19 protein-coding genes are annotated in these 21,205 nt (G+C 68.7%); 7 read left to right on the forward strand and 12 right to left on the reverse strand.

The features are described 5' to 3' along the window. Positions 1-2 precede the first annotated feature (2 nt). Complete coding sequence (locus JVH1_RS07145; RefSeq protein WP_009479090.1) at positions 3-1,220, forward strand: acetyl-CoA C-acetyltransferase; 1,218 nt, start codon at positions 3-5, stop codon at positions 1,218-1,220. A 114-nt stretch (positions 1,221-1,334) separates the two neighbouring features. On the opposite strand, the gene JVH1_RS07150 is transcribed toward JVH1_RS07145, so the two are convergent. The 3 genes from JVH1_RS07150 to JVH1_RS07160 all read right to left on the reverse strand — a co-directional run bounded on the left by JVH1_RS07150 (position 1,335) and on the right by JVH1_RS07160 (position 4,204). Then, positions 1,335-2,189, reverse strand: coding sequence for a Bax inhibitor-1/YccA family protein (locus tag JVH1_RS07150; protein ID WP_029539503.1), 855 nt, complete (start codon positions 2,187-2,189; stop codon positions 1,335-1,337). A gap of 163 nt (positions 2,190-2,352) precedes the next feature. Beyond that, positions 2,353-3,495 carry a class I SAM-dependent methyltransferase gene (locus JVH1_RS07155; RefSeq protein ID WP_009479088.1) on the reverse strand — a complete coding sequence of 381 codons (1,143 nt, stop codon included), beginning with the start codon at positions 3,493-3,495 and terminating at the stop codon, positions 2,353-2,355. A 1-nt stretch (position 3,496) separates the two neighbouring features. Next, entirely contained in the window at positions 3,497-4,204 is a 708-nt protein-coding gene (locus JVH1_RS07160; RefSeq protein ID WP_009479087.1) for a nitroreductase, read from the reverse strand. Positions 4,205-4,307: 103 nt separating this feature from the next. On the opposite strand from JVH1_RS07160, the gene JVH1_RS07165 reads away from it, so the two are divergent. The 4 genes from JVH1_RS07165 (at position 4,308) to JVH1_RS07180 (ending at position 11,209) form a co-directional block, all read left to right on the forward strand. Continuing rightward, positions 4,308-7,805 (forward strand): serine/threonine-protein kinase, encoded by a 3,498-nt coding sequence (locus JVH1_RS07165; RefSeq protein WP_009479086.1) that lies wholly within the window; start codon positions 4,308-4,310, stop codon positions 7,803-7,805. Positions 7,806-8,005: 200 nt separating this feature from the next. Beyond that, positions 8,006-9,469, forward strand: coding sequence for a catalase (locus JVH1_RS07170; RefSeq protein WP_009479085.1), 1,464 nt, complete (start codon positions 8,006-8,008; stop codon positions 9,467-9,469). 114 nt (positions 9,470-9,583) lie between these two features. After that, positions 9,584-10,315 carry a flavodoxin family protein gene (locus JVH1_RS07175; RefSeq protein WP_009479084.1) on the forward strand — a complete coding sequence of 244 codons (732 nt, stop codon included), beginning with the start codon at positions 9,584-9,586 and terminating at the stop codon, positions 10,313-10,315. A gap of 24 nt (positions 10,316-10,339) precedes the next feature. Beyond that, positions 10,340-11,209 carry a class II glutamine amidotransferase gene (locus JVH1_RS07180; RefSeq protein WP_009479083.1) on the forward strand — a complete coding sequence of 290 codons (870 nt, stop codon included), beginning with the start codon at positions 10,340-10,342 and terminating at the stop codon, positions 11,207-11,209. 12 nt (positions 11,210-11,221) lie between these two features. Here the strand turns inward: JVH1_RS07180 and JVH1_RS07185 are convergent, their stop codons facing one another. Beyond that, on the reverse strand, positions 11,222-12,274 hold the full coding sequence (locus JVH1_RS07185; RefSeq protein ID WP_043781884.1) for a ferredoxin--NADP reductase: 1,053 nt from the start codon (positions 12,272-12,274) through the stop codon (positions 11,222-11,224). 106 nt (positions 12,275-12,380) lie between these two features. After that, on the reverse strand, positions 12,381-13,142 hold the full coding sequence (locus JVH1_RS07190; protein ID WP_043781881.1) for an SDR family NAD(P)-dependent oxidoreductase: 762 nt from the start codon (positions 13,140-13,142) through the stop codon (positions 12,381-12,383). Between the two features lie 121 nt (positions 13,143-13,263). Between JVH1_RS07190 and JVH1_RS07195 the strand changes: the two genes are divergently transcribed. Next, a complete protein-coding gene (locus JVH1_RS07195) occupies positions 13,264-14,037 on the forward strand; it encodes an SDR family oxidoreductase (RefSeq protein WP_009479080.1) in 774 nt (257 codons plus the stop codon). Positions 14,038-14,114: 77 nt separating this feature from the next. Here the strand turns inward: JVH1_RS07195 and JVH1_RS07200 are convergent, their stop codons facing one another. From JVH1_RS07200 to JVH1_RS07225, 6 genes are read right to left on the reverse strand one after another with little or no spacing between them, the layout of a single operon-like run. Continuing rightward, positions 14,115-14,927, reverse strand: coding sequence for a MaoC/PaaZ C-terminal domain-containing protein (locus tag JVH1_RS07200; RefSeq protein ID WP_009479079.1), 813 nt, complete (start codon positions 14,925-14,927; stop codon positions 14,115-14,117). Between the two features lie 2 nt (positions 14,928-14,929). Then, on the reverse strand, positions 14,930-16,108 hold the full coding sequence (locus JVH1_RS07205; protein WP_009479078.1) for a lipid-transfer protein: 1,179 nt from the start codon (positions 16,106-16,108) through the stop codon (positions 14,930-14,932). Further along, positions 16,105-16,536 (reverse strand): MaoC family dehydratase, encoded by a 432-nt coding sequence (locus JVH1_RS07210; RefSeq protein WP_009479077.1) that lies wholly within the window; start codon positions 16,534-16,536, stop codon positions 16,105-16,107. The genes JVH1_RS07205 and JVH1_RS07210 overlap by 4 nt, the downstream gene beginning before the upstream one ends. Further along, complete coding sequence (locus JVH1_RS07215; protein WP_009479076.1) at positions 16,533-17,645, reverse strand: acyl-CoA dehydrogenase family protein; 1,113 nt, start codon at positions 17,643-17,645, stop codon at positions 16,533-16,535. Before JVH1_RS07215 ends, JVH1_RS07210 begins: the two co-directional genes overlap by 4 nt. Further along, positions 17,645-18,583 (reverse strand): bifunctional MaoC family dehydratase N-terminal/OB-fold nucleic acid binding domain-containing protein, encoded by a 939-nt coding sequence (locus tag JVH1_RS07220; RefSeq protein WP_009479075.1) that lies wholly within the window; start codon positions 18,581-18,583, stop codon positions 17,645-17,647. The genes JVH1_RS07215 and JVH1_RS07220 overlap by 1 nt, the downstream gene beginning before the upstream one ends. After that, a complete protein-coding gene (locus JVH1_RS07225; RefSeq protein ID WP_009479074.1) occupies positions 18,580-19,746 on the reverse strand; it encodes an acyl-CoA dehydrogenase family protein in 1,167 nt (388 codons plus the stop codon). The genes JVH1_RS07220 and JVH1_RS07225 overlap by 4 nt, the downstream gene beginning before the upstream one ends. Before the next feature lie 139 nt (positions 19,747-19,885). On the opposite strand from JVH1_RS07225, the gene JVH1_RS07230 reads away from it, so the two are divergent. Then, entirely contained in the window at positions 19,886-20,326 is a 441-nt protein-coding gene (locus JVH1_RS07230) for a nuclear transport factor 2 family protein (RefSeq protein ID WP_009479073.1), read from the forward strand. On the opposite strand, the gene JVH1_RS07235 is transcribed toward JVH1_RS07230, so the two are convergent. Continuing rightward, positions 20,310-21,197 (reverse strand): LLM class F420-dependent oxidoreductase, encoded by an 888-nt coding sequence (locus JVH1_RS07235; protein ID WP_009479072.1) that lies wholly within the window; start codon positions 21,195-21,197, stop codon positions 20,310-20,312. The two genes, JVH1_RS07230 and JVH1_RS07235, sit on opposite strands and share 17 nt — an antisense overlap. Positions 21,198-21,205: the final 8 nt, after the last annotated feature.

Consider the following 21,205-nt stretch of genomic DNA (forward strand, 5'->3'; position numbering starts at 1 on the left):
TCATGCCCGAGGCAGTCATCGTCTCCGCAGTACGCTCACCGATCGGCCGAGCCATGAAGGGCTCGCTCAAGACCATCCGCCCGGATGATCTGACGACGCAGATGGTGGCCGCGGCGCTGGCGAAGATCCCCGAACTCGATCCCACCGAGATCGACGACCTGCTCCTCGGCTGCGGCCAGCCCGCCGGCCAGTCGGGGTTCAACATCGCCCGCGTCGTCGCGGTGGAACTGGGCTACGACTTCCTGCCCGGCGTCACCGTCAACCGCTACTGCTCCTCTTCGCTGCAGACCACCCGCATGGCACTGCACGCGATCAAGGCCGGCGAGGGCGACGTGTTCATCTCCGCCGGCGTCGAGTCGGTGTCCAGCTTCGTCACCGGCAACGCCGACGGCCTGCCGAACACCAAGAACCCGAGGTTCGCCGACGCCGAGGCGCGTACCGCGAAGCTCGCCGAGGGCGGCGTCGCCTGGACCGACCCGCGCGAGGACGAGCAGATTCCCGACGTCTACATCGCGATGGGCCAGACCGCCGAGAACGTCGCCTCGGCCACCGGCATCACCCGTGAGGAGCAGGACCGCTGGGGCGTCCGATCCCAGAACCGCGCGGAGGAGGCCATCAAGAACGGCTTCTTCGAGCGGGAGATCACCCCGGTCACCCTCCCCGACGGCACCGTCGTGGCCGCCGACGACGGCCCCCGCGCCGGCACCACCTACGAGGGCATCAGCGGGCTCAAGCCGGTGTTCCGCCCGGATGGCACCGTCACCGCGGGCAACGCGTGCCCCCTCAACGACGGCGCCGCCGCGCTCGTCATCATGTCCGACACGAAGGCCAAGGCCCTCGGCCTGACGCCGCTGGCCCGCATCGTGTCCACCGGGGTGTCCGGACTGTCCCCCGAGATCATGGGCCTCGGCCCGATCGAGGCCGTCAAGAAGGCCCTCGCGATCGCGGGCAAGTCCATCTCCGACATCGACCTGTTCGAGATCAACGAGGCCTTCGCGGTCCAGGTTCTCGGATCGGCTCGCGAGCTGAAGATCGACGAGGACAAGCTGAACATCTCCGGGGGCGCCATCGCCCTCGGTCACCCGTTCGGCATGACCGGTGCCCGCATCACCAACACCCTGCTCAACAACCTGCGCGAGCAGGACAAGACGTTCGGGGTCGAGACCATGTGCGTCGGCGGCGGGCAGGGCATGGCGATGGTCCTCGAGCGCCTGAGCTAGGCCCTCCGGGCCCGTGAGTGGTCGACGAGTGCAGAGACTCGCTGACCACGCACGGGTGCGAAGCGCCAGAAGGCCCCCGAGAGCATGCTCTCGGGGGCCTTCTCTGTTGAACTGCTAGTCGCTGTTGAAGTAGCTCAGGAGTCGCAGGATCTCGACGTACAGCCACACGAGGGTGACGGTGAGTCCGAATGCGACGCCCCATGCGGCCTTCGCCGGCGCCTGGGCGCGGATCAGCTGGTCGGCGGCGTCGAAGTCCAGCAGGAAGCTGAACGCGGCGATGCCGATGCAGACGAGGCTGAAGATGATCGCCACGGGACCGCCGTCGCGGAGGCCGAGGCCACCTTCGGTGAAGAAGCTGGCGATCACGTTGCCGAGGGCGAGGACGACGACACCGATGAGGGCACCGATGATCATCCGGGTCAGGCGGGGCGTGACTCGGATCGCGCCCGTCTTGTAGACGACGAGCATGCCGAAGAACACACCGAACGTGCCGAGTACGGCCTGGCCGATGAGCGCCGCTCCGCCGACTCCGCCGAACGTGATGTCGGTGAACATGAACGACAGGGCGCCGAGGAACAGGCCCTCCGCCACCGCGTAGGCGAGGACGATGCCCGGGTTGTCCATCTTGCGGCCGAACGTGGCCACCAGGACCAGCACGAGACCGACGAGGCCACCGCCGATGACCAACGGGCTCGCGAGGTTCGCGTTGTTGCTCACCAGGAAGTAGGAGATGATCGCCGACACCGTGAGCACGCCGAGCGTGACACCCGTCTTGGTGACGACGTCGTCGATGGTCATCGAACGGTAGTCGGGGCCCGTCCGGTAGGGCTCGGCCTGCGTGTACTGGGGCTGGCCGAACTGCTGCGTGACCTGCGCTGCGCCGGCCGTCGTAGATCCGAACGAGGCGTATCCGCCGCTGCCCTCTTGTTTGGGCAGGTTGCGGAACACCGGGTTACTGGTGGTGCGCACCGTGCACATCCCTTCTCGTGGCTCGCCGGGTGGATCCGGGTTTCTTGTACGTTGAACGTCCCGCACCCACCGCAAGTTCCCGTTCGTCGCTTTCGGGTCGGACAATTCGGACTCTACCGGTGCCGTGGGGACACCCGCCAGACGAGGCGGGTCGGCGTGGCGGTCAGGCCACCGATCGGGTGACGGTGAATTTGGGATTCCGGCCGACGACGTCCGTCGGGCCGACGAGCCGCTGCAATCGGCCCCGGTACCCGAGATGCGAGTTGTACACGGTCCACAGCTCGCCGCCGGGCCGGAGCACCCGTCCGGCTTCGGCGAACATCTTCGACGCGCCGCCGGTGTGGACGGCCGCGCCGACGTGGAACGGCGGGTTGCACAGGACGACGTCCTGGCTGTCGGTGGCGAGGGTGGACATGGCGTCGTCGCGCAGCGTGCTGACCCGTCCGTCGAGTCCGTTGGCGCGGGCGGTGGCGGCCGCCGATGCCACCGCGGCCGACGACTGGTCGGTGGCGATCACCGACACGTCCGGGAGGAGCCGGGCGAGGCTGACGGCGAGAATGCCCGTTCCGCACCCGAGGTCGACTGCGGCCCGCGCGCCGGGGTTCACGCGGGGAAGGAAGTCGAGGAGGTACCGGGTTCCGATGTCCAGCTTGGGGCCGGCGAACGCGGCCCCGTACGAGACGACGTCCAGCCCGATCTCGGCGAGATGATCGGTGACGGGATACGTCTGCTGCGCTACCTCCACCGGGCCGCGTGCGATCAGCACCCGTGACTTCTGCCTGCCGAGGGTCGCGCGGACGTCGGAGAACGAACGCCCGAGCACGTCGTTCATGGCGGTGGAGATGTGCTTGTTGCGTCCGCCCGCGTAGACGACGACGGACGGGTCGGCGTGACGGGCGATCGCCTCGGCGACCTCGGTCAGTTCGCCGAGGCTCCGCGGCAACTGCATCAGCACGACCGTCGCGCCCGCGAGGAGCTCCTCACCGAGCGCACACGCCCGGTAGCGGTCGGCGAGCCCGACCGTCGCGGCGTTGGCGGCGAGCGCCAGTTCGCCGGTCAGCGGGTCCTGGTGCACGCGGATCCCGGTGGCGCCGTGCGCCGCCGCGGCGCCGAGGGTGAGCGCACCGTAGTGGTCGCCGATCACGGCGAGCGTCCCGGCAGGTGCCGCCGACAGCGCCGCCGCGGCCTCGTCGAGGATCAGCCGATCTGCGGCGTCGACGGCCGTCAGGTTGGGGGCCTCGACGTCGGGACGGCGACGGAGGCGGGCGAACAGGGCGTCCCGGTCGAACACTTCGGAGTCGAGCACGTTACTGCGACACCCACTGCGCGACGTTGGCGACGGGTTCCCGGTGGGTGCGGAATCCGTTGACGGGGTTCTCCATGTCGGGGTAGCCGAACGAGATCGCGCAGACCACCCGGCGGTCCTCGTCGAGCGAGAAGAAGTCGTGGATGAACCGGGAACTTCCGGCGACGGCGGCCTGCGGGATGGACGCGACTCCGAGGCTCTGCGCGGCGAGGAGGAACGTCTCGACATACAGGCCGCAGTCGACGGCGCCGTAGGTGCCGAGTGCTTCGTGAGTGGTGACGATCGCGACGTGCGGCGCGCCGAACAGGTCGAAGTTCTTCATCGTCTGCTCTGCGGACGCAGCCCGGTCTCCGGGGGCGATGCCGACGCTGGCGTAGAGCTGCATGGCACAGTCCCGGCGGCGTTGCTTGTGCTCGCCCACGTATTCGCGGGGCCACTCGAAGTCGGACTCCTGCGGGTGGGTGCGGACGTACTCCGCCAGCCCGGAGCGGAACCGGTCGGTCCCCTCCCCCTCGGTGATCGCGACCTGCCACGGCTGCGTGTTGCACCACGACGGTGTCTGCTGGGCGAGCTCGAGGATCCGCTCGATCACGTCGCGCGGCACCTGCGTCGGTAGGTAAGCCCTGCAACTGATCCGCGCGTCGAGGAGCTGGGCCAGGGTCTGCTCGGCCAGGCTCGTGTCCGCTGCCGCAATACCGGTATCCGTCACCGTCGAATTCTCCTCGGGTCTACTCGTTCTCGAACACCGCTCTCTGTGTCGTGCGACCGCGATATGCTGGCGTCAGCGCACCGAGAAGGTGATTTCATTGAGTGTGCCACGACACCCGGAAAGCAGTTCCGGGCCGACCGACTCGGATCCGCAGGCTACCAAGCGGATCGTCGTGACCGACATCGTCGCGGAGCTGTCGTCGGAAGGATTCGACGACGCCCGCGAGATCGGCCGGGGAGGGTTCGGGGTCGTCTACCGCTGCCTCCAGACCGCGCTCGACCGCACGGTCGCGATCAAGGTGCTGTCCTCGGATCTGGACGGTGAGGACCGCGAACGCTTCCTGCGGGAACAACGTGCGATGGGAAAATTGTCGGGGCATCCGCACGTGGTCGACATCCTGCAGTCCGGGGTGACGCGCAGCGGCAGGCCGTACATCGTGATGCCCTACCACTCGCGCAATTCGCTCGACGCCTGGATTCGCCGTGAAGGGCCGCTGCCGTGGAGTGAAACGCTGCGCGTCGGCGTGAAGCTGGCGGGCGCCCTGGAGACGGCGCACCGGCTCGGCACGCTGCACCGCGACGTGAAGCCGGCGAACATCCTGCTCACCGGGTACGGCGAGCCGCAGCTCACGGACTTCGGCATCGCGCGGGTCACGGGCGGGTTCGAGACCACGTCGAGCATGATCACCGGTTCGCCCGCGTTCACGGCGCCGGAGGTCCTCCGGGGTGACGCACCGTCCGCGGCTTCCGATGTGTACAGCCTGGGCGCCGCCCTGTTCTGCCTGCTCACTGGGCATGCCGCGTTCGAGCGGCGGAGCGGGGAGCGGCTCGTCGCGCAGTTCCTCCGCATCGCCACTCAACCCGTTCCGGACCTGCGGGGCGAGGACATTCCCGACGACGTGTGCTCGGCCATCGAGCGCGCCATGTCCGAGGAACCGACCGACCGCCCGGCTTCGGCCGCGGAGTTCGGGCAGGAACTCCGCGACATCGAGCGCAGGCACGGGCTCGATGTCGACGAGATGGCGCTCCCCGCCGCGGCCGACGAGTTTCCGCGCACCGAGCACACGTCGACACCGACCGCGCAGTCCTCGACATCCGGGCACAGTCGCAGCTACCGCCGGCGGTCGGGTGCCACCCCGCCGAGCGCCGCGGCCCGCTTCCGGCCGCCGACCCCGATGCGGTCGCTGGTGGAGCGCACCCGTCTGCTGGATCTGCTCCGAATGGGTCAACGGAGGCGGTTGACGCTCATCCACGCGCCCGCCGGCTTCGGGAAGAGCACGGTGGCGGCCCAGTGGCGCGACGTGCTGATCGATGACGGCGCCGCGGTCGCCTGGCTGACGGTGGACAACGACGACAACAACGTCGTGTGGTTCCTGTCCCACCTCGTCGAGGCGATCCGCCGGGCCGATCCGACCTTGGCGGACGAGCTGGGGCAGGCGCTCGACGAGAACGGCGCCGAAGCGGAACGGTATGTGCTGACCTCGCTGGTGAATCAGGTCCACGACAGCAGGCGTCACGTGGTGGTGATGATCGACGACTGGCATCGCGTCACGTCGCCGGACACGATCGCCGCGATGGACTTCATCCTGGAGAACGGCTGCCACCACCTGCAGATGGTGGTCAGCAGCCGAAGCCAGGCGGGGCTTCCGCTGGCCAAGATGCGGGTGCGTGACGAACTCGTCGAAATCGATTCCGTGGCTTTGCGTTTCGACATCACCGAGTCGCAGAGATTCTTGGTCGACCTCGGCGGACTGCACCTGGAGGATTCCGACGTGGAGGCGCTGGAGGAGACCACGGACGGGTGGGTGGCGGCGCTGCAACTGGCGTCGCTGTCGCTGCGTGACCGCGCCGATCCCGGCGATCTCATCCGGCACATGTCGGGCCGCCACCACGCGATCGGTGAGTACCTGGCGGAGAACGTGCTGAGCACCCTCGAGCCTGCGCTGCTCGACTTCATGCTGGCCACGTCCGTCACCGAGCGGGTCTGCGGTGACCTCGCCTGCGTGCTGGCGAACGTGACCCGCGGTCAGGCCCTGCTCGAGCAGGTCGAATCGCGCGACCTGTTCCTGCGCAGCCTCGACGAGGACAGGGAGTGGTTCGAGTACCACCACCTGTTCGCCGAGTACCTCCGACGGCGGCTCGAACGCGATCATCCGTCACGCATCGCGGACCTGCACCGTGCGGCCGCGCACTGGTTCGCCGACCACCACTACGTCAGCGACGCAGTGGATCACGCGTTGGCGGCGGGCGATCGCGACGTGGCCGTCGCGGTGGTCGAGGAGCAGGGCATGTACCTGGTGGAGCACTCGCGGATGGTCGCGCTGCTCGGCCTCGTCGACAAGTTGCCGCGGCCGCTGGTCGAATCCAGTCCTCGCATCCAGATCGCGGTCGCGTGGGCGAACATCCTCCTGCAACGGGTGGCGCCGACGCTGCGGTCGCTGTCGCTGGTCGCGTCGGCCCTCGAGTCCTCGACGCTGAGCGACACCGAGCAGGCGGACATCCGCGTGGAGGCCGACATCGTCCGCGCCGTGATCGCGGTGTCGTCCGATCGCATCGCCGGCGTCCCCGACCTCATCGCCGAATGCCTGGCCCGACCGGAAACCCTACGCGCGTGGGTGGTTTCGGCGGGGTCGAATCTCGCCTCCGCCGTCGCGATCGCCCAATTCGATTTCGTGGAGGCACGCCGACTGCAGGACTGGGCGACCGGGTACCACCAGCGGACTGTCGGACCGTTCAGCAGGATGTACGGGTACAGCTTCGCCGGCATCGCCGCGATGGAACAACTCGACATCACCGCGGCCGAGGACAACTTCCGGCTGGCTGTGCAGACCGCGACGAAGTCGGCAGGCACCCATTCACATGCCGCACGACTCGCAGGCGCACTCCTCGGCGAGTTGATGTACGAACTGGGCCATCTCGACGAGGCCGAACGACTCCTCGACGAGAGTTACGAGCTCGGACCCGAGGGCGGCATCGTCGATTTCATGATCGCGCGCTTCGTCACGGGCGCGCGGCTGAAGGCGGGACGTGGCGATCTCGCGTCCGCTGCCCGCCACCTCGACGAGGGTGCGTCCGCGGCGGCGTCGCTGGGACTCCCTCGGCTGCGGGCCCGGGTCGAGAACGAACGGGTCCGGCTCGGCCTGCCCGCGTCACCTCAGCCGCCGGCCGGTGACGGGAAGGCGACCCGGATTCCCGATTTCGGTTTCGCCGAGATCGTCGCGCAGCTCGACGACGCCATCGAGATCCGGAAGCAGTCGGGCGTCGAGCCCGACGTCGCGTGTCGCCGCGCCGAGGAATGGGTGCGCCGGGTCGAACGGGAGAGCCGGCCGAGGGCGGCCATGCAGGCCAGTCGCCTGCTCGTCGCATGCCTGGTCGCGGCGGGCCGGGTTGATGAGGCCAAGCCGGTACTGGCGTCCATCGCCGCGACGTGTGCACGAATCGGCTTCGTGCGCTACCTGATCGACGGCGGGCCGCGCATGGTGCCCGCGCTGACGGCCCTCCTCGAGGACAGGCGGGCCGGCCGCTGGCAGTCCGACTGGCCGGATGTTCCGGAAGAGTTCCTGGTTGCGGCGCTGGAGACGGCGACCCCGATCGAAAGTTAGCCCGCGCTTTCTTGACTAATTCAAGAAACGGTGGTGCAGTGTGACCGTGAACACACGCGAGGGCGGGAGGCGACCACCACCACGTCGCACGCCGTGAGTGTGGTTCGATCCGCCACGTCGACCGCTCGTCGGCGAAGCCTCCTGCCCGACAGCCAGTTCCAGAAAACCCAGAGCGACAGCCAGCAACGAAGGGATCCACTGTGAGCCGAGAGACCACTGCGAACACCAGCGACAAGCTCACCACGGCCGTAGGCGCACCCGTCCCCGACAACCAGAACGTCGTGACCGCCGGGCCCCGCGGGCCGCAGTTGCTGCAGGACGTCTGGTTCCTCGAGAAGCTCGCACATTTCGACCGCGAGGTCATTCCGGAACGCCGCATGCACGCCAAGGGTTCCGGGGCGTACGGAACGTTCACCGTCACGAACGACATCACCCGGTACACCAGCGCGAAGATCTTCTCCGAGGTCGGCAAGAAGACCGAGTTGTTCGCCCGCTTCTCCACCGTCGCCGGTGAGCGCGGCGCCGCCGACGCCGAGCGCGACATCCGCGGCTTCGCGGTCAAGTTCTATACCGAGGAAGGCAACTGGGACCTCGTCGGCAACAACACCCCGGTCTTCTTCTTCCGCGACCCGCTGAAGTTCCCCGACCTCAACCACGCCGTCAAGCGCGACCCCCGAACGAATCTCCGCAGCCCCGAAAACAATTGGGACTTCTGGACGTCGCTGCCCGAGTCGCTGCACCAGGTCACCATCGTGATGAGTGACCGCGGCATCCCCTCGTCATACCGGCACATGCACGGATTCGGTTCGCACACCTTCAGTTTCATCAACGCCGAGGGCGAACGCTTCTGGGTGAAGTTCCACCACCGCGTGCAGCAGGGTGTCGAGAACCTCACCGACGCCGAGGCCGAGGCCCTGGTCGGCGCCGACCGCGAGAGCCACCAGCGGGACCTCTTCGACGCCATCGAGGCCGGCAATTTCCCGAAGTGGAAGCTGTGCGTGCAGATCATGCCCGAGGCCGACGCCGACACGGTCCCCTACCACCCGTTCGACCTGACGAAGGTGTGGCCGAAGGCCGACTACCCGCTCATCGAGGTCGGCGAATGGGAACTCAACCGCAACCCCGACAACTACTTCGCCGAGGTCGAGCAGGCGGCGTTCAACCCGGCGCACGTCGTGCCCGGCATCAGCTTCTCCCCGGACAAGATGCTCCAGGGCCGGTTGTTCTCCTACGGTGACGCGCAGCGCTACCGCCTCGGTGTGAACAACTACCAGATCCCGGTCAATGCGGCCCGGTGCCCGGTGAGCAACTTCCACCGCGACGGTGCCATGCGGGTCGACGGCAACAACGGTGGCACCCTGCACTACGAACCGAACAGCTACGGCAAGTGGCAGGAGCAGAGCCGGTACCGCGATCCCGCGCAGGGCGTGGGCGCGTTCGCCGACCGGTTCAACTTCCGTGAGGACGACGACGATTACTTCTCGCAGCCGCGCGTGTTGTTCAACAACATGAGCGACGAGCAGAAGCAGGTGTTGTTCGAGAACACCGCGCGGGCCATCAACGGCGCGTCGCAGCAGGTCGTGCAGCGGCACATCGACAACTGCACCCAGTGTGACCCGGCCTACGGCGAGGGCGTCGCGAAGGCGATCTCCGCGCTGGGCTGAGAACACCCGGGTCCGCCCGGTCCGGGATCGTCCCGGACCGGGCGGCTCTTCTGCCCACGAACAGGGGTCGCCGCGGCATATCGTGGACTTCCGGACTCTTTCGTGGGAGGACTGATGGCCGATCCGTCGCCGCAGGACGGGACCCCCCGTTTCAGCGGTCTGCGCGCCCTGTTCGTCAACTGCACCCTGAAGCGGTCTCCCGACGTGAGCAACACCCAGGGGCTGATCGACCGCAGTGTCGGCCTGATGGAGCAGGAAGGGGTCTCGGTCGACCAGATCCGGGCGGTGGACCACGACATCGCGACCGGTGTGTATCCGGACATGACCGAGCACGGGTGGCCGAGCGACGAATGGCCCCAGCTTTTTCAGCGGGTCCTGGACGCCGACATCCTGGTCCTGGCCGGTCCGATCTGGCTCGGCGACAACGGTTCCGTCACGAAGCAGGTGATCGAGCGACTGTACGGTTGTTCGTCGATTCTCAACGACGACGGCCAGTACGCCTATTACGGGCGGGCCGGGGGTTGTCTGATCACCGGCAACGAGGACGGTGTCAAGCATTGCGCGATGAACATCCTCTACAGCCTCCAGCATCTCGGATACGTGATCCCGCCGCAGGCAGACGCCGGTTGGATCGGTGAGGCCGGCCCGGGCCCGTCGTATCTCGACGAAGGGTCGGGCGGCCCGGAGAACGATTTCACCAACCGCAACAACACCTTCATGACGTACAACCTGATGCACGTCGCCGCGATGTTGAAGAAGGCCGGCGGGTTCCCCGTGTACGGAAATCAACGTTCGGAGTGGGACGCGGGTTGCCGCCCCGACTTCGCCAACCCGGATTACCGCTGATCCGCCCCACCCGAGAGGGAAGTCATGTGCCGATTGTTCGGGTTGTCCGCCGCCCCTCATCGCGTCCGCGCGTCGTTCTGGCTGCTGGACGCCCCGGACAGCCTGGCGCAGCAGAGTCACCGCGAGCCGGACGGCACCGGACTCGGCACGTTCGCGGAGGACGGAACTCCGGTGGTGGAGAAGCAACCGCTCGCGGCGTACGAGGACACGGAGTTCGCGCAGGAGGCGAAGCATCGGTATTCGGCTACGTTCGTCGCGCACATCCGTTTCGCGACCACGGGTGAACTGCTTCCCCAGAACACCCATCCGTTCGCCCAGGACGGTCGGGTGTTCGCCCACAACGGCGTGGTCGAGGACCTGCCGAAACTCGAGGCGGAACTGGGCCCCGACCTCGCGCTCGTTCACGGAGACACCGACTCCGAACGCGTCTTCGCTCTCGTGACCAGTCACATCGGCAGGAACGGCGGCGACGTCACCGCCGGCATCACCTCGGCCGCCCGGTGGCTGGCCGACACCGTGCCGATCTACGCGCTCAACATCCTGCTGACCACACCCGGCGAACTGTGGGCGCTGCGCTACCCGGACACCCACGACCTGCTCTTCCTCGAGCGGCGCGCGGGCGGTCCGAGCGGCGGTCGCCACCTCCAGCACGCGAGCACTCCCGGCCGGATCCGTGCCAGGTCCGAGCATCTCGCCGAGCATCCGGCGGTGGTCGTCGCCAGCGAGCAGATGGACGAGGATCCCGGCTGGACGCCGATGCAGTCGGGCGAACTGCTCCACGTCGACCGCGACCTCACCGTCACCCGGGAGGTGATCGTCGATCGCCCACCCCGTTACCCGATCCGCCTCGCCGATCTCAATGCGCGTGCCGCGGCCGCGCAGACCGAGAAGTAGTGCCGGCGTCGGTCAGAACTCGATCCGCACGTGCTCGCTGACGGGGCGGGCCTGGCACGCGAGGATGTAGCCGCTCGCGATGTCCTCGGGATCGAGGATCGACGCGTTGTCCATGTCCACTTCTCCCTGGACCACCGTGCATGCGCAGGAACCGCATTCGCCCTCGCGACACGAATAGGGGACGTCGAGGCCCTTCGAGAGCATGACGTCGACGAGTGTCGCCCGGCGTGGCCAGCTCAGGTTGTGAGCTTCGCCGTCGAGTTGCACCTCGACCGTCGACGTTCCCGCTTCCGTGTCCGGCGGTTCCTCGACCACGACGTCCGCGAACGGATCCCCGGACAGGGAGGTGAACACCTCGGCGTGCACCCGGTCGCGCGGGACGCCGGCCAGTGCGAGCGACTCGTGGATCGCGTCCATGAACGGACGCGGTCCGCACAGGTAGGCGCGGTGATCCCGGAAACGGTCGGACAGATTCGCCAGCTGGCGCGGTGTCGGCAGGCCCTGCACGCTCTCGAGCCAGTGGACGACGGTCAGCCGGTGTTCGTGGCGGGCCGCGAGTTCCCGCAACTCGTCGGCGAAGATGACCGACTTCTCGTCCCGGTTCGCGTACACCAGAACGACTTTCCCGTTGCCTACGCTGAGCGCCGACTTGAGGATCGACATCACCGGGGTGATTCCGCTGCCCGCGGCGAACAGGATCAGGTCTTCGTCCAGGCTGGCCGGAGTGAACACGCCCGCGGGAGGCAGGACCTCGATGCGGTCGCCGACGCCGACGTTGTCGCACAACCAGTGCGAACCGTAGCCGCCTGCGATGCGTTTGATCGTCACCTTCGGCAGGTCGTCGGTGAACGGCGAACTGGCCAGCGAGTAGCACCGGGCGACGGATCCCGTCCGGTCGCTCGGGATGCGCAACGTCAGGAACTGTCCGGGCTTGTAGGCGAATTCGTGCCGACGCTCGTCGGGGACGTCGAACACCAGCGACCGGGCGTCGGACGTCTCCTCCACGACAGCGGCCACGGTGACCACTACTGATCGCGAACTGCGTGGTGTTTCAACGGTCGTCATCGCGACGGTGCCCTCTCGCTACGGTAATTCGATCCTGCCGAAACTAGTGCACATCGACGGCGGCGGCCGCAGCCCTTCCCGCTGTGCGGGACCCGGATCATCACCGTCAGCCCCAACGGGACTGCCCGCCGTCCAGGGGGATGGTGGCCCCGGTGAGGTAGCCGGCGTCCTCGCTCACGAGGAAGACGACGGCGCGTCCGATGTCGGTTTCGGCGTCGCCGACCCGTCCGAGCGGGATGCCCGCCACGAACTCCGCCGCCTCGTCCGGGTTCCTGTCCATCCATCGCTCGAGCGCCGGACTCTTGGCGTGCGGGGCGACGGACAGCACCCGGATGCCGTCCCGGCCCCACTCGCACGCCGCCGACCTGGTCAGCGAACGCATTCCCTCCTTGATCGAACCGTAGGCACCGTAGTTGCTCGCGTCCCACCGCACGGCCGCCGACGTGACGAGGTTGACGATCACGCCGCCACCGCGCGACTTCATGTGCGGGTGGCACGACTGCATCATGCGCAGCGTCGCGAGCGGTCCCGTCGCGAACGACCGCTCGTACTCCTCGTCGATCACCGACAGGATCGGTCCCGGTGTGCAGTCGTTCGCGTTGTTGACCAGGATGTCGACGCCGCCGAACACGTCCACGGTCCGCTCGACGGCGGACGCGATGTCCGTGCGCCTGCTGACGTCGCACACCACCGGTTCGCTGCGGGCGCCGAGTTCGGTGAGTCGCTCGCACGTGCCGTGCAGTTTCGATTCGGTCCGTCCGGCGACGGCGATCGCCGCGCCCTCCCGGGCGAGGGCCAGGGCGATGCCCTGCCCGATCCCCTGTCCCGCACCCGTGATCAGCGCGACCTTGCCGTCGAGTTTGCCCATGTCCACTCCCGTTCCCCTACTATCGAACCAAGCATTTGCTTGTTCTCGGTCTTCGTGCCGATTCACCCGATCTCGTTCGAGCGCCCGTTCTCCTCGCGCTCCCTCACTCCGAAGGTCTCCCGTGACAATCCCCCCTCCTCTCGATTTCAGTGGCCGCACCGTCGTCGTGACCGGCGGAACCAAGGGCATCGGTTTCGTCGTCGCCGAATCGTTTCTCGCCGCGGGTGCGAACGTGCTCGTGTGCGGCCGGAGCGCACCGGACACCCTGCCCGCGCACGGTGAGCGCACCGCCGCGTTCCGCGCGACCGACGTCCGCGACCACGCCGACGCCGCCGCACTGATCGACGATGCCGTCGCGCGGTTCGGCCGCCTCGACGTCCTCGTCAACAATGCGGGCGGTTCACCCGACGCCGACGCGGCCACCGTCTCGCCGCGCTTCGTCGAGAAGATCGTCGCGTTGAACCTGCTGGCGCCCTTCACCGTTGCCCAGGCCGCCAACGCGGTGATGCAGCAGCAGTCCGACGGTGGTGCCATCGTCAACATCGGCAGTGTGTCCGCCCACGATCCGCAACCCGGCACCGCCGCGTACAGCGCCGCGAAGGCCGGCCTGCTCGTGCTGACGAAAGCGCTTGCGCTCGAATGGGCTCCGAAGGTCCGGATCAACCACATCACCACGGGCCTCATCCGCACCGAGAGCGCGGCGTCCGTCTACGGTGACGACGGCGGTGCCGCCGTCACCCGGACCCTGCCGATGGGGCGGATGGCGGTGCCGTCCGACATCGCGGACGCGTGCCTGTTCCTGGCGAGCGCGCAGGCGTCGTACGTGAACGGTGCCGATCTCGCCGTCCACGGCGGCGGCGAATACCCCGCGCGTTACCTCGCGACCCTCTCCTGACCTCCGCGCCGTATGTCACACCGGTTCGGTTCGACTGCACCGGTGTGACATTCGGCGACGACGGACGAAACGTCCGGTCAGCCGAATGCGGCGCGGGCGCCTGCGATGAGCGGCCGGTCATCCTGGACGAGTTCGAACGTCGCATCACCCGCATCACCCCACGCCCGCAACGACGGCGCGTCGCCCGGGTAGACCGGTGCGGCGAACCGTCCCTCCAGCCGGACGAGGTCGGCCGGGTGGACGTCCAGCGCCCGCGCGAGTTCCAGCGTGCTGGCGGCGAGGGTGCACAGCCCGTGCATGATCGGCCGGGGCTGCCCGATCCGCTCGGCCGCCGCCGGGTCGATGTGGATGTGGTGCCGGTCGCCGGTCAGCCGGTACAGCGCCGCCTGGTTCTCCGCGGTCTGCAGCACAGACGTCGTGACCGGTTCACCCTCGGGCCGAGCCGGTTTCGCGGGACCGCGATCGCCGCCGAAACCGCCGGCACCGGGCGCGAACAGCGACCAGGTGGCGACGAAGAACTCGGACTCGACGCGCACGTCGAACACGGCCGCCGAACCCTTGTCCCACACCTCGCCGACCGACGCCGACAGGGCGATCTCGCCGCGACGCGGAAGCGGCGCGAGCACCGTCAGTTCCTGCGATCCGTGCAGCGCCGTCTTCGTGTCGAAGGCGCCCCGCGACCCCAGTTCGTCCGGCGCCCACTGGGCGAGTGTGAGAGCGAACGTGGGCAGCACCCGCAGACGCTCCTCGAAGACGAGGTCCAGTTCGGTGGCCCGCGCACCCACCGACAGTGCGTACAGGACGGCGTCGCGCTCGTCGTAACTCACGGTGCGGGTGCCGAGGTCCGTCCCTCGCCACGCTCCTGCCGTCGTGCGCTCGGTTCTCGTCATGATCAGTCCTCTCTGCCCAGGATCAGGCCGCTGGTGGGCACGGCGGTGCCCGCGGTCACCAGCACGTTGCCGATGCCGTCCGGTTGTGTGGTCGACGTTCCCCGAATCAGGCGAACCGCCTCGGCGATGCCGTTGACGCCGTGCAGATATGCCTCGCCGATCTGGCCGCCGTGGGTGTTCGCCGGGAGTCGGCCGCCCACCTCGAGGTTGCCGTCCCGGATGAAATCCTTCGCCTCGCCGGGGCCGCAGAACCCGAGTTCCTCGAGTTGCGGGAGCACGAGCGGGGTGAAGTGGTCGTAGAGGATCGCCGCCGAGATGTCGTCGGGCGCGAGACCGCTCTGCCCGTAGAGTTGCCTGCCCACGAGGCCCATCTCGGGTATCCCGGTGATGTCGGGCCGGTAGTAACTGGCCATCATGTGCTGGTCCTTGCCCGAGCCCTGCGCGGAGGCCTTGACGATCGCCGGGGTGGCGCGGAGGTCCTTGGCACGTTGGGCGGAGACGACGACGAGGGCCTGGCCGCCGTCGGTTTCCTGGCAGCAGTCCAGTAGGTGCAGCGGTTCGGCGATCCACCGCGACTTCTGGTGATCGTCGAGGGTGATGGGCCGCCCGTGGAACCAGGCGGCGGGGTTGTCGGCGGCGTGCTTGCGTGCGACGACCGCGACCCGGCCGAAGTCCTCGCTCGTGGCGCCGTACCGATGCATGTACCGGCGGGCGAACATCGCCACCCACTGGGCGGGCGTCGACAGTCCCTGCGGGGTCAGCCAGGCGTACGCCGCCCGGTCCGCGGTGCTGTCCATCGGGCGGTCGTGCTGCCCGAGTCCGTAACGCACACCGGACCGTTCGTTGAACGCGCGGTAGCAGACGACGACGTCCGCGATGCCGGTGGCCACGGCCATCGCCGCCTGCTGGACCGTGGCGCACGCGGCGCCGCCGCCGTAACCGATGCGGGAGAAGAACTTCAGCTCGCCGATGCCAGTGTTGCGGGCGACGAGCACTTCCCCGTTCGTCTCGGCGGTGTACGTGGACAGTCCGTCGACCTCGGACGGGTCGATGCCCGCGTCGGCGAGTGCGGCGACGATCGCCTCGCACGCCAGTTGCAGTTCGCTTCGTCCCGAGTGCTTGGAGAATTCGGTGGCGCCGATGCCGACGATCGCGGCGGCGCCCGACAGGGGGCTGGTCACAGGTCTCCTCGTGCAGGCCAGGCGACGACGACGGTGCCGGTGGCGTGATCACCGAGGCTGTTCGCGCCCCGGATGTTCACGGTGACGAGGCCGCCGTCCTTCGCGACCACCTCACCGGTCACGGCCATCGCGTCGCCGGGGTAGTTGGGGGCACCGAGCCGCACCGCGATCCGGCGGAGCGACGCGTGCGGTCCGGCCCAGTCGGTGACGAACCGCCCCACCAGCCCGTTGGTGGTGAGGATGTTCGTGAACACGTCCTTCGACCCCCTCTCCACCGCGAGGGCCGGGTCGTGGTGAACGTCCTGGAAGTCGCGGGTGGCGAGGGCGGTGGCGACGATCAGGGTGCGGGTCAGCGGAATCACCAGCTCCGGCAGCCGATCGCCGATCGTGACGGCGTCGTAGGTCGTCGCGCCGACGGTCGCGGTCATGCGACCACCTCCACCCCGGCCGCCAGCTGCGCGCCCAGACGTGCCAGGTCGGAGCCGGCTCCGCCGAAGGTGGCGGCGAGCTGTTTGCCCCACAACAGGTGCCGGTGCACCGGGTAGTCGGTGTCCACGCCGATACCGCCGTGCACGTGCTGCGTGCGGTGGACGACCCGCTGCCCGCCGTCGGTCGCCCACCATTTCGCGACCAGCACAGCGGTTCCCGGATCTTCCCCGCTCGCGACGAGCCACACGGCCTGCCACAGCGTCACCCGCATGGCCTCGAGGTCGATGTAGCAGTCCGCGAGCTGATGGGTGACGGCCTGGAACGTCGCGAGCGGGCGGCCGAACTGGGTGCGTCCGTTGAGGTAGGTGACCGCCTGCCGCACCGCGCCCTCCCCGACGCCCAGTTGCAGGGCGGCGACCGCCAGTTCCGCCCGTTCGATCAGCCACCGCACCGCGCTACCGTCCGCCGGGCCGACCGGTTCCGCGGGGGCCGCGTCGAACGTGACGTTCGCGCAGATCTCGTGGGTGGTCGACTCCGCCTGCTGCGCCGTCACACCCGCGGCCTCCGGGTGCACCAGGAACAGCGCCGGACCGCTGTCGGTGGTCGCGGAGACGAGGAGGCGTTCGGCGACGTGCGCCACGGGCACCGCGGCCTTGGCGCCGTGCACCTGCCACCGGCCGTCCACCTCGCGTGCCGTCGTCGCCGGTTCGGCCGCGACGTACGGTCCGAATTCCTCGAGCCCGACCGTGAGGATCAGGCTGCCGTCGGCCGCCGCGGGGACCAGGGCGGCACGTTGGTCCGGTGTCCCGAACTCGGCGATCGCGAGTGCGCCGAGCACGTGCGGCCACAGCGGAACCGGCGCCACGGTCCGGCCCTGCTCCTCGAGTAGGACGCACACTTCGGCGAGCCCCATGCCGCCGCCACCGAGGTTCTCGGGCAGGGCGATGCCGAGCAGCCCTGTGGTGGCCAGTTCGCGCCACAGTTCCCGGTCGATCCGGTCGGCACTCGATTCGACGTCCTTGATCCGCTCGGGTCGCGACTTGGCAGCGAACACGTCCGCGGCCAGTCCGCGGACCGCTTCCTGCTCCTCCCCGAAGGTGAAATCCATCAGTGTTCCTCCGATGCTGCGGGCTGGAATGCGGGCAGTGTGAGTTCCGGGTCGGCGTCGATCCAGTCCAGTTCCACGGGCATTCCGATGTGCACGTGTTCGGGTTCGACGCCTGTCATGTTGGCGATCAGGCGGGTGCCCTCCTCGAGTTCGATCACCGCGACGACCAGTGGGTAGTCGAACGCGTCGATCTTCGGGTGGTGATTGACCACGAACGTGTAGACGGTGCCCCGCCCCGACGCGTCGACGGTGTCCCATTCGGTGGAGCGGCACTCCCCGCACATCGGTCCGGTCGGGTGCCGCAGCACACCGCACCTCGCGCACCGCTGGATGACCAGGCGGTGCTCACGTGCGGCCGCGAACCAGAAGGCGTTGTCGTCGTTGAGCGCGGGCCGCGGGCGAAGCGGGCGCGGGGCCGGACGTTCGGTGGGCCGGAATCGGAGTGTCCGCCACCGCTGGGTTCCGACGATCTCGCCGTCGCCGTTGCGGTACGTCTTGAGGGTGGTGACGAAATGTCCGGCGCCGAGACCGGTCTGCTTCTCCGCGGAGACGGACTCGACCACCTCGGTCGTGCTCACCCGGTCGCCGGGGCGCAGTTCGGCGAAGAATTCCTGGTCGGAATCGGTGGCGACGACGGACGTGAATCCCGCCTCGTCGAGTGTGGCGATCAGTTCCGTCCAGACGGGTGACGGGTCGGCGCCGGACATCTTGTCCGCGAATGTGCGCATCGTCCACACCTGCAGCATCTGGGCGGGTGCGACGGCGCCGCCGCGGCCGGTGGCGCGCGCGGCGTCGTCGTCGAGGTAGACCGGGCTCGTGTCGCCCATCGCCTCGACCCAGTGCCTGATCATGGGAGTGTTCACCGGGTCGGGACCCCAGGTGGCCGGGACGATCGTCCGTCCCTCGAAAGCGCGGAGGCGGGTGAGGAGTTCGCTCATTTCACCCTCTTCTCGCGGGCGAGTCCGAGGCCGAGGGTGCCGACCATGTCGCGCAGCACCTCGTTGACGCCGCCGCCGAACGTGTTGACCACGCTTTGACGTGAGAGCTGTTCGATCTGGCCGGCGAGGATCGCGCCCGGCGAGCCCGGACGCAACCGGCCGGCGGCACCGAGGATCCCGAGCAGCGTGCGATAGACGTCGACGTGGGTTTCGGTGCCGTACGTCTTGGTGGCGCCGGCGTCGGCCCCCGACAACGCATCCCGCGCGACCGCGACGGTCATCTTCCAGTTCAGTAGTCGCATCGCCTCGAGCTTCGCGTGCGTGCGCGCGAAGTCCATCTGCACCCACGGGATGTCGAGTGCCCCGTTCTGACGGGCCCAGTCGAGGACCTGGTGCCACAGTCCGAGCGTGCGGCCGCCGAGCGCGGCGAGCCCGATGCGTTCGTGATTGAGCTGCGCGGTGATCAGCTGCCACCCGCCGTCGACGTCGCCCACGACGTCCTGATCGCCGACCCGGATCCCGCTGTAGTAGGTCGACGTGACCGTCAGCCCGCCCACGGTGTGGATCGGTGACCAGCTGAAGCCGGGATCGTCGGTGGGAACGATGAGGATCGAGATGCCCTTGTGTTTGGGCGCATCCGCATCGGTGCGGCACGCCAGCCACACGTAGTCGGCCGTGTTGGCGCCACTGGTGAAGATCTTGTTGCCGTCGACCACCCAGGTGTCCCCGTCGCGCACGGCGCGGGTCTGCAGCGAGGCGAGGTCGGTGCCGGCTTCCGGTTCGGTGTAGCCGATGGCGAAGACGATGTCGCCGGCAAGGATGCCGGGAAGGAACCGCGCCTTCTGCTCCTCGGTGCCGTACTTCATCAAGGTGGGGCCGACGGTGTTGACGGTGACGAACGGGAACGGCAACCCGGCCCGCTGCACCTCGTCGAAGAACACGAACTGGTCTTCGATCGACCGTCCCTGCCCGCCGTACTCCACCGGCCAGCCGACACCCAGCCAGCCGTCCTTGCCCAGCAGCCGCACGATGTCGCGGAAGTGCTCTCCGCCCACACCCTCCTCACCCGCGATCCGCCGCGTCTCCTCCGGCAGCAGCGCCGCGAAGTAGGCTCGCAACTCCCGCCGGAGTTCCTGCTGCCCGGGCGATTCCCTCACATCCATCGGCGTTCTCCTCAAACCTGTGCGTGGCTGTCGCCACGTGTGTTCTGGACGCTAACCAGCACTCCCACGCCTCGGTGCCGATGTCTCGGTCAGCGGGAGGCGGCTGTCGCCGATGCCGCGTGTCCGCTGGAATGGTGGAATGGCCACCGGATTCGCTCTCACCGAACTCACCGCCCGCTATGCGCGGGCCGTCGACCGGCGCGAGGCGGCGACGCTCGCGGCGTTGTTCGACTCCGACGCGACGTTCGTCCTCCCGCCCGCGCTGACGGGCACCGGCGCGGCAACGGAACTCCGCGGCAGTGACGTGCTCGCGTCCGCCGTCGTGGACGCGGTCTCGCATCTGCAGTCCACCCGCCACGTCGTTCACCAGCAGGTGATCGACGTGGACGGGTCGACGGCGTCGGGCGAGACGTACTGCACGGCGCACCACGTCTATGCCGGTCGAAACGGATTCCGCGACAACCGGATCGCGTTGCGCTACCACGACCGGTACGTGCTCGGCGACACAGGCTGGCAGTTCTCCCGGCGCGAACTGATCGTCGACTTCAGCGAGGACGTGCCGGTCACCGTGCCGGACTGAGGCCCAACCGCGCCGAACAGGCGGCCATCTCGTCGATGACCTGGCCGAGGGACTGCGCGTGCCGGGACGCCGACAGCACGAGCCGATTCGCGCCCAGGTCCCGGCTTCGGTCGAGCTTGGCCTCGTCGAGCCGTGGCAGCGTGGCACCCAGCACGAGGTCGACGTCGGCGGGATCACGGCCGGCGTCCGCTGCCGCCGCCCGCATCCGGGCGATCGCCCGGTCCAGGTCGTCACCCGCCAGGCCGAGCGGCTGGAACCCGTCGCCGAGCCGCCCTGCCCGCCGTGCGGCCGCCGGGCTGTGTCCGCCGATGTAGAGCGGCACTCCCGAATCCCGGTGGGGTTTGGGCCAGCTCTGGGCGCCGCGGAAGGAGAAGTGTTCGCCCGCGAAGTCGACCGCGGCGGTACCCGACCACAGCGCCCGCATCACCGCGATCGCCTCGTCGGCGATCGCGCCGCGCCGGTCGAAGTCGCCGCCGCAGGCCTCGATCTCCTCGCGCATCCAGCCGAGACCGAGGCAGATGCGCAGACGCCCAGCGGACAGTCGGTCCAGGGTGGCGAGACGCTTCGCCAGCACCACCGGGTGGTGGTTGGGCAGCACCAGCACGCCCGTCGCGAGACCGAGGGTCGTCGTGGCGCCGGCGACGAACGACAGCAGTTCCAGCGGGTCCGGCAGGCTGCAGTCGTCGGGCAGGTGGGACTTGCCGGTGGGCGAGTACGGATAGGCACTCGCCGTGTCCGCGATGACGACCGAATGCTCGACCGCGGAGATCTCGTCGAATCCGAGTGATTCGGCGGCCCTCGCGAATTCGAGTATCCACTCGGGCTCGCCCGCCCGTCCCAGCTCGACGGGAACCACCACACCCAGTTTCATGTCACCCT

Source organism: Rhodococcus sp. JVH1, assembly GCF_000280725.2.
In the GTDB taxonomy this organism is placed as follows: domain Bacteria; phylum Actinomycetota; class Actinomycetes; order Mycobacteriales; family Mycobacteriaceae; genus Rhodococcus_F; species Rhodococcus_F jostii_A.

Excerpts from the sequence above, each read along its gene's own strand:
- JVH1_RS07220 (WP_009479075.1), bottom strand. The coding sequence starts at position 18,583 with ATGAGCGAACTCCTCACCCGCCTCCGCGCTTTCGAGGGACGGACGATC.
- JVH1_RS07230 (WP_009479073.1), top strand. The coding sequence starts at position 19,886 with ATGGCCACCGGATTCGCTCTCACCGAACTCACCGCCCGCTATGCGCGG.
- JVH1_RS07185 (WP_043781884.1), bottom strand. The coding sequence starts at position 12,274 with ATGACGACCGTTGAAACACCACGCAGTTCGCGATCAGTAGTGGTCACC.
- JVH1_RS07210 (WP_009479077.1), bottom strand. The coding sequence starts at position 16,536 with ATGACCGCGACCGTCGGCGCGACGACCTACGACGCCGTCACGATCGGC.
- JVH1_RS07190 (WP_043781881.1), bottom strand. The coding sequence starts at position 13,142 with ATGGGCAAACTCGACGGCAAGGTCGCGCTGATCACGGGTGCGGGACAG.
- JVH1_RS07200 (WP_009479079.1), bottom strand. The coding sequence starts at position 14,927 with ATGACGAGAACCGAGCGCACGACGGCAGGAGCGTGGCGAGGGACGGAC.
- JVH1_RS07215 (WP_009479076.1), bottom strand. The coding sequence starts at position 17,645 with ATGGATTTCACCTTCGGGGAGGAGCAGGAAGCGGTCCGCGGACTGGCC.
- JVH1_RS07175 (WP_009479084.1), top strand. The coding sequence starts at position 9,584 with ATGGCCGATCCGTCGCCGCAGGACGGGACCCCCCGTTTCAGCGGTCTG.
- JVH1_RS07145 (WP_009479090.1), top strand. The coding sequence starts at position 3 with ATGCCCGAGGCAGTCATCGTCTCCGCAGTACGCTCACCGATCGGCCGA.
- JVH1_RS07180 (WP_009479083.1), top strand. The coding sequence starts at position 10,340 with ATGTGCCGATTGTTCGGGTTGTCCGCCGCCCCTCATCGCGTCCGCGCG.
- JVH1_RS07225 (WP_009479074.1), bottom strand. The coding sequence starts at position 19,746 with ATGGATGTGAGGGAATCGCCCGGGCAGCAGGAACTCCGGCGGGAGTTG.
- JVH1_RS07235 (WP_009479072.1), bottom strand. The coding sequence starts at position 21,197 with ATGAAACTGGGTGTGGTGGTTCCCGTCGAGCTGGGACGGGCGGGCGAG.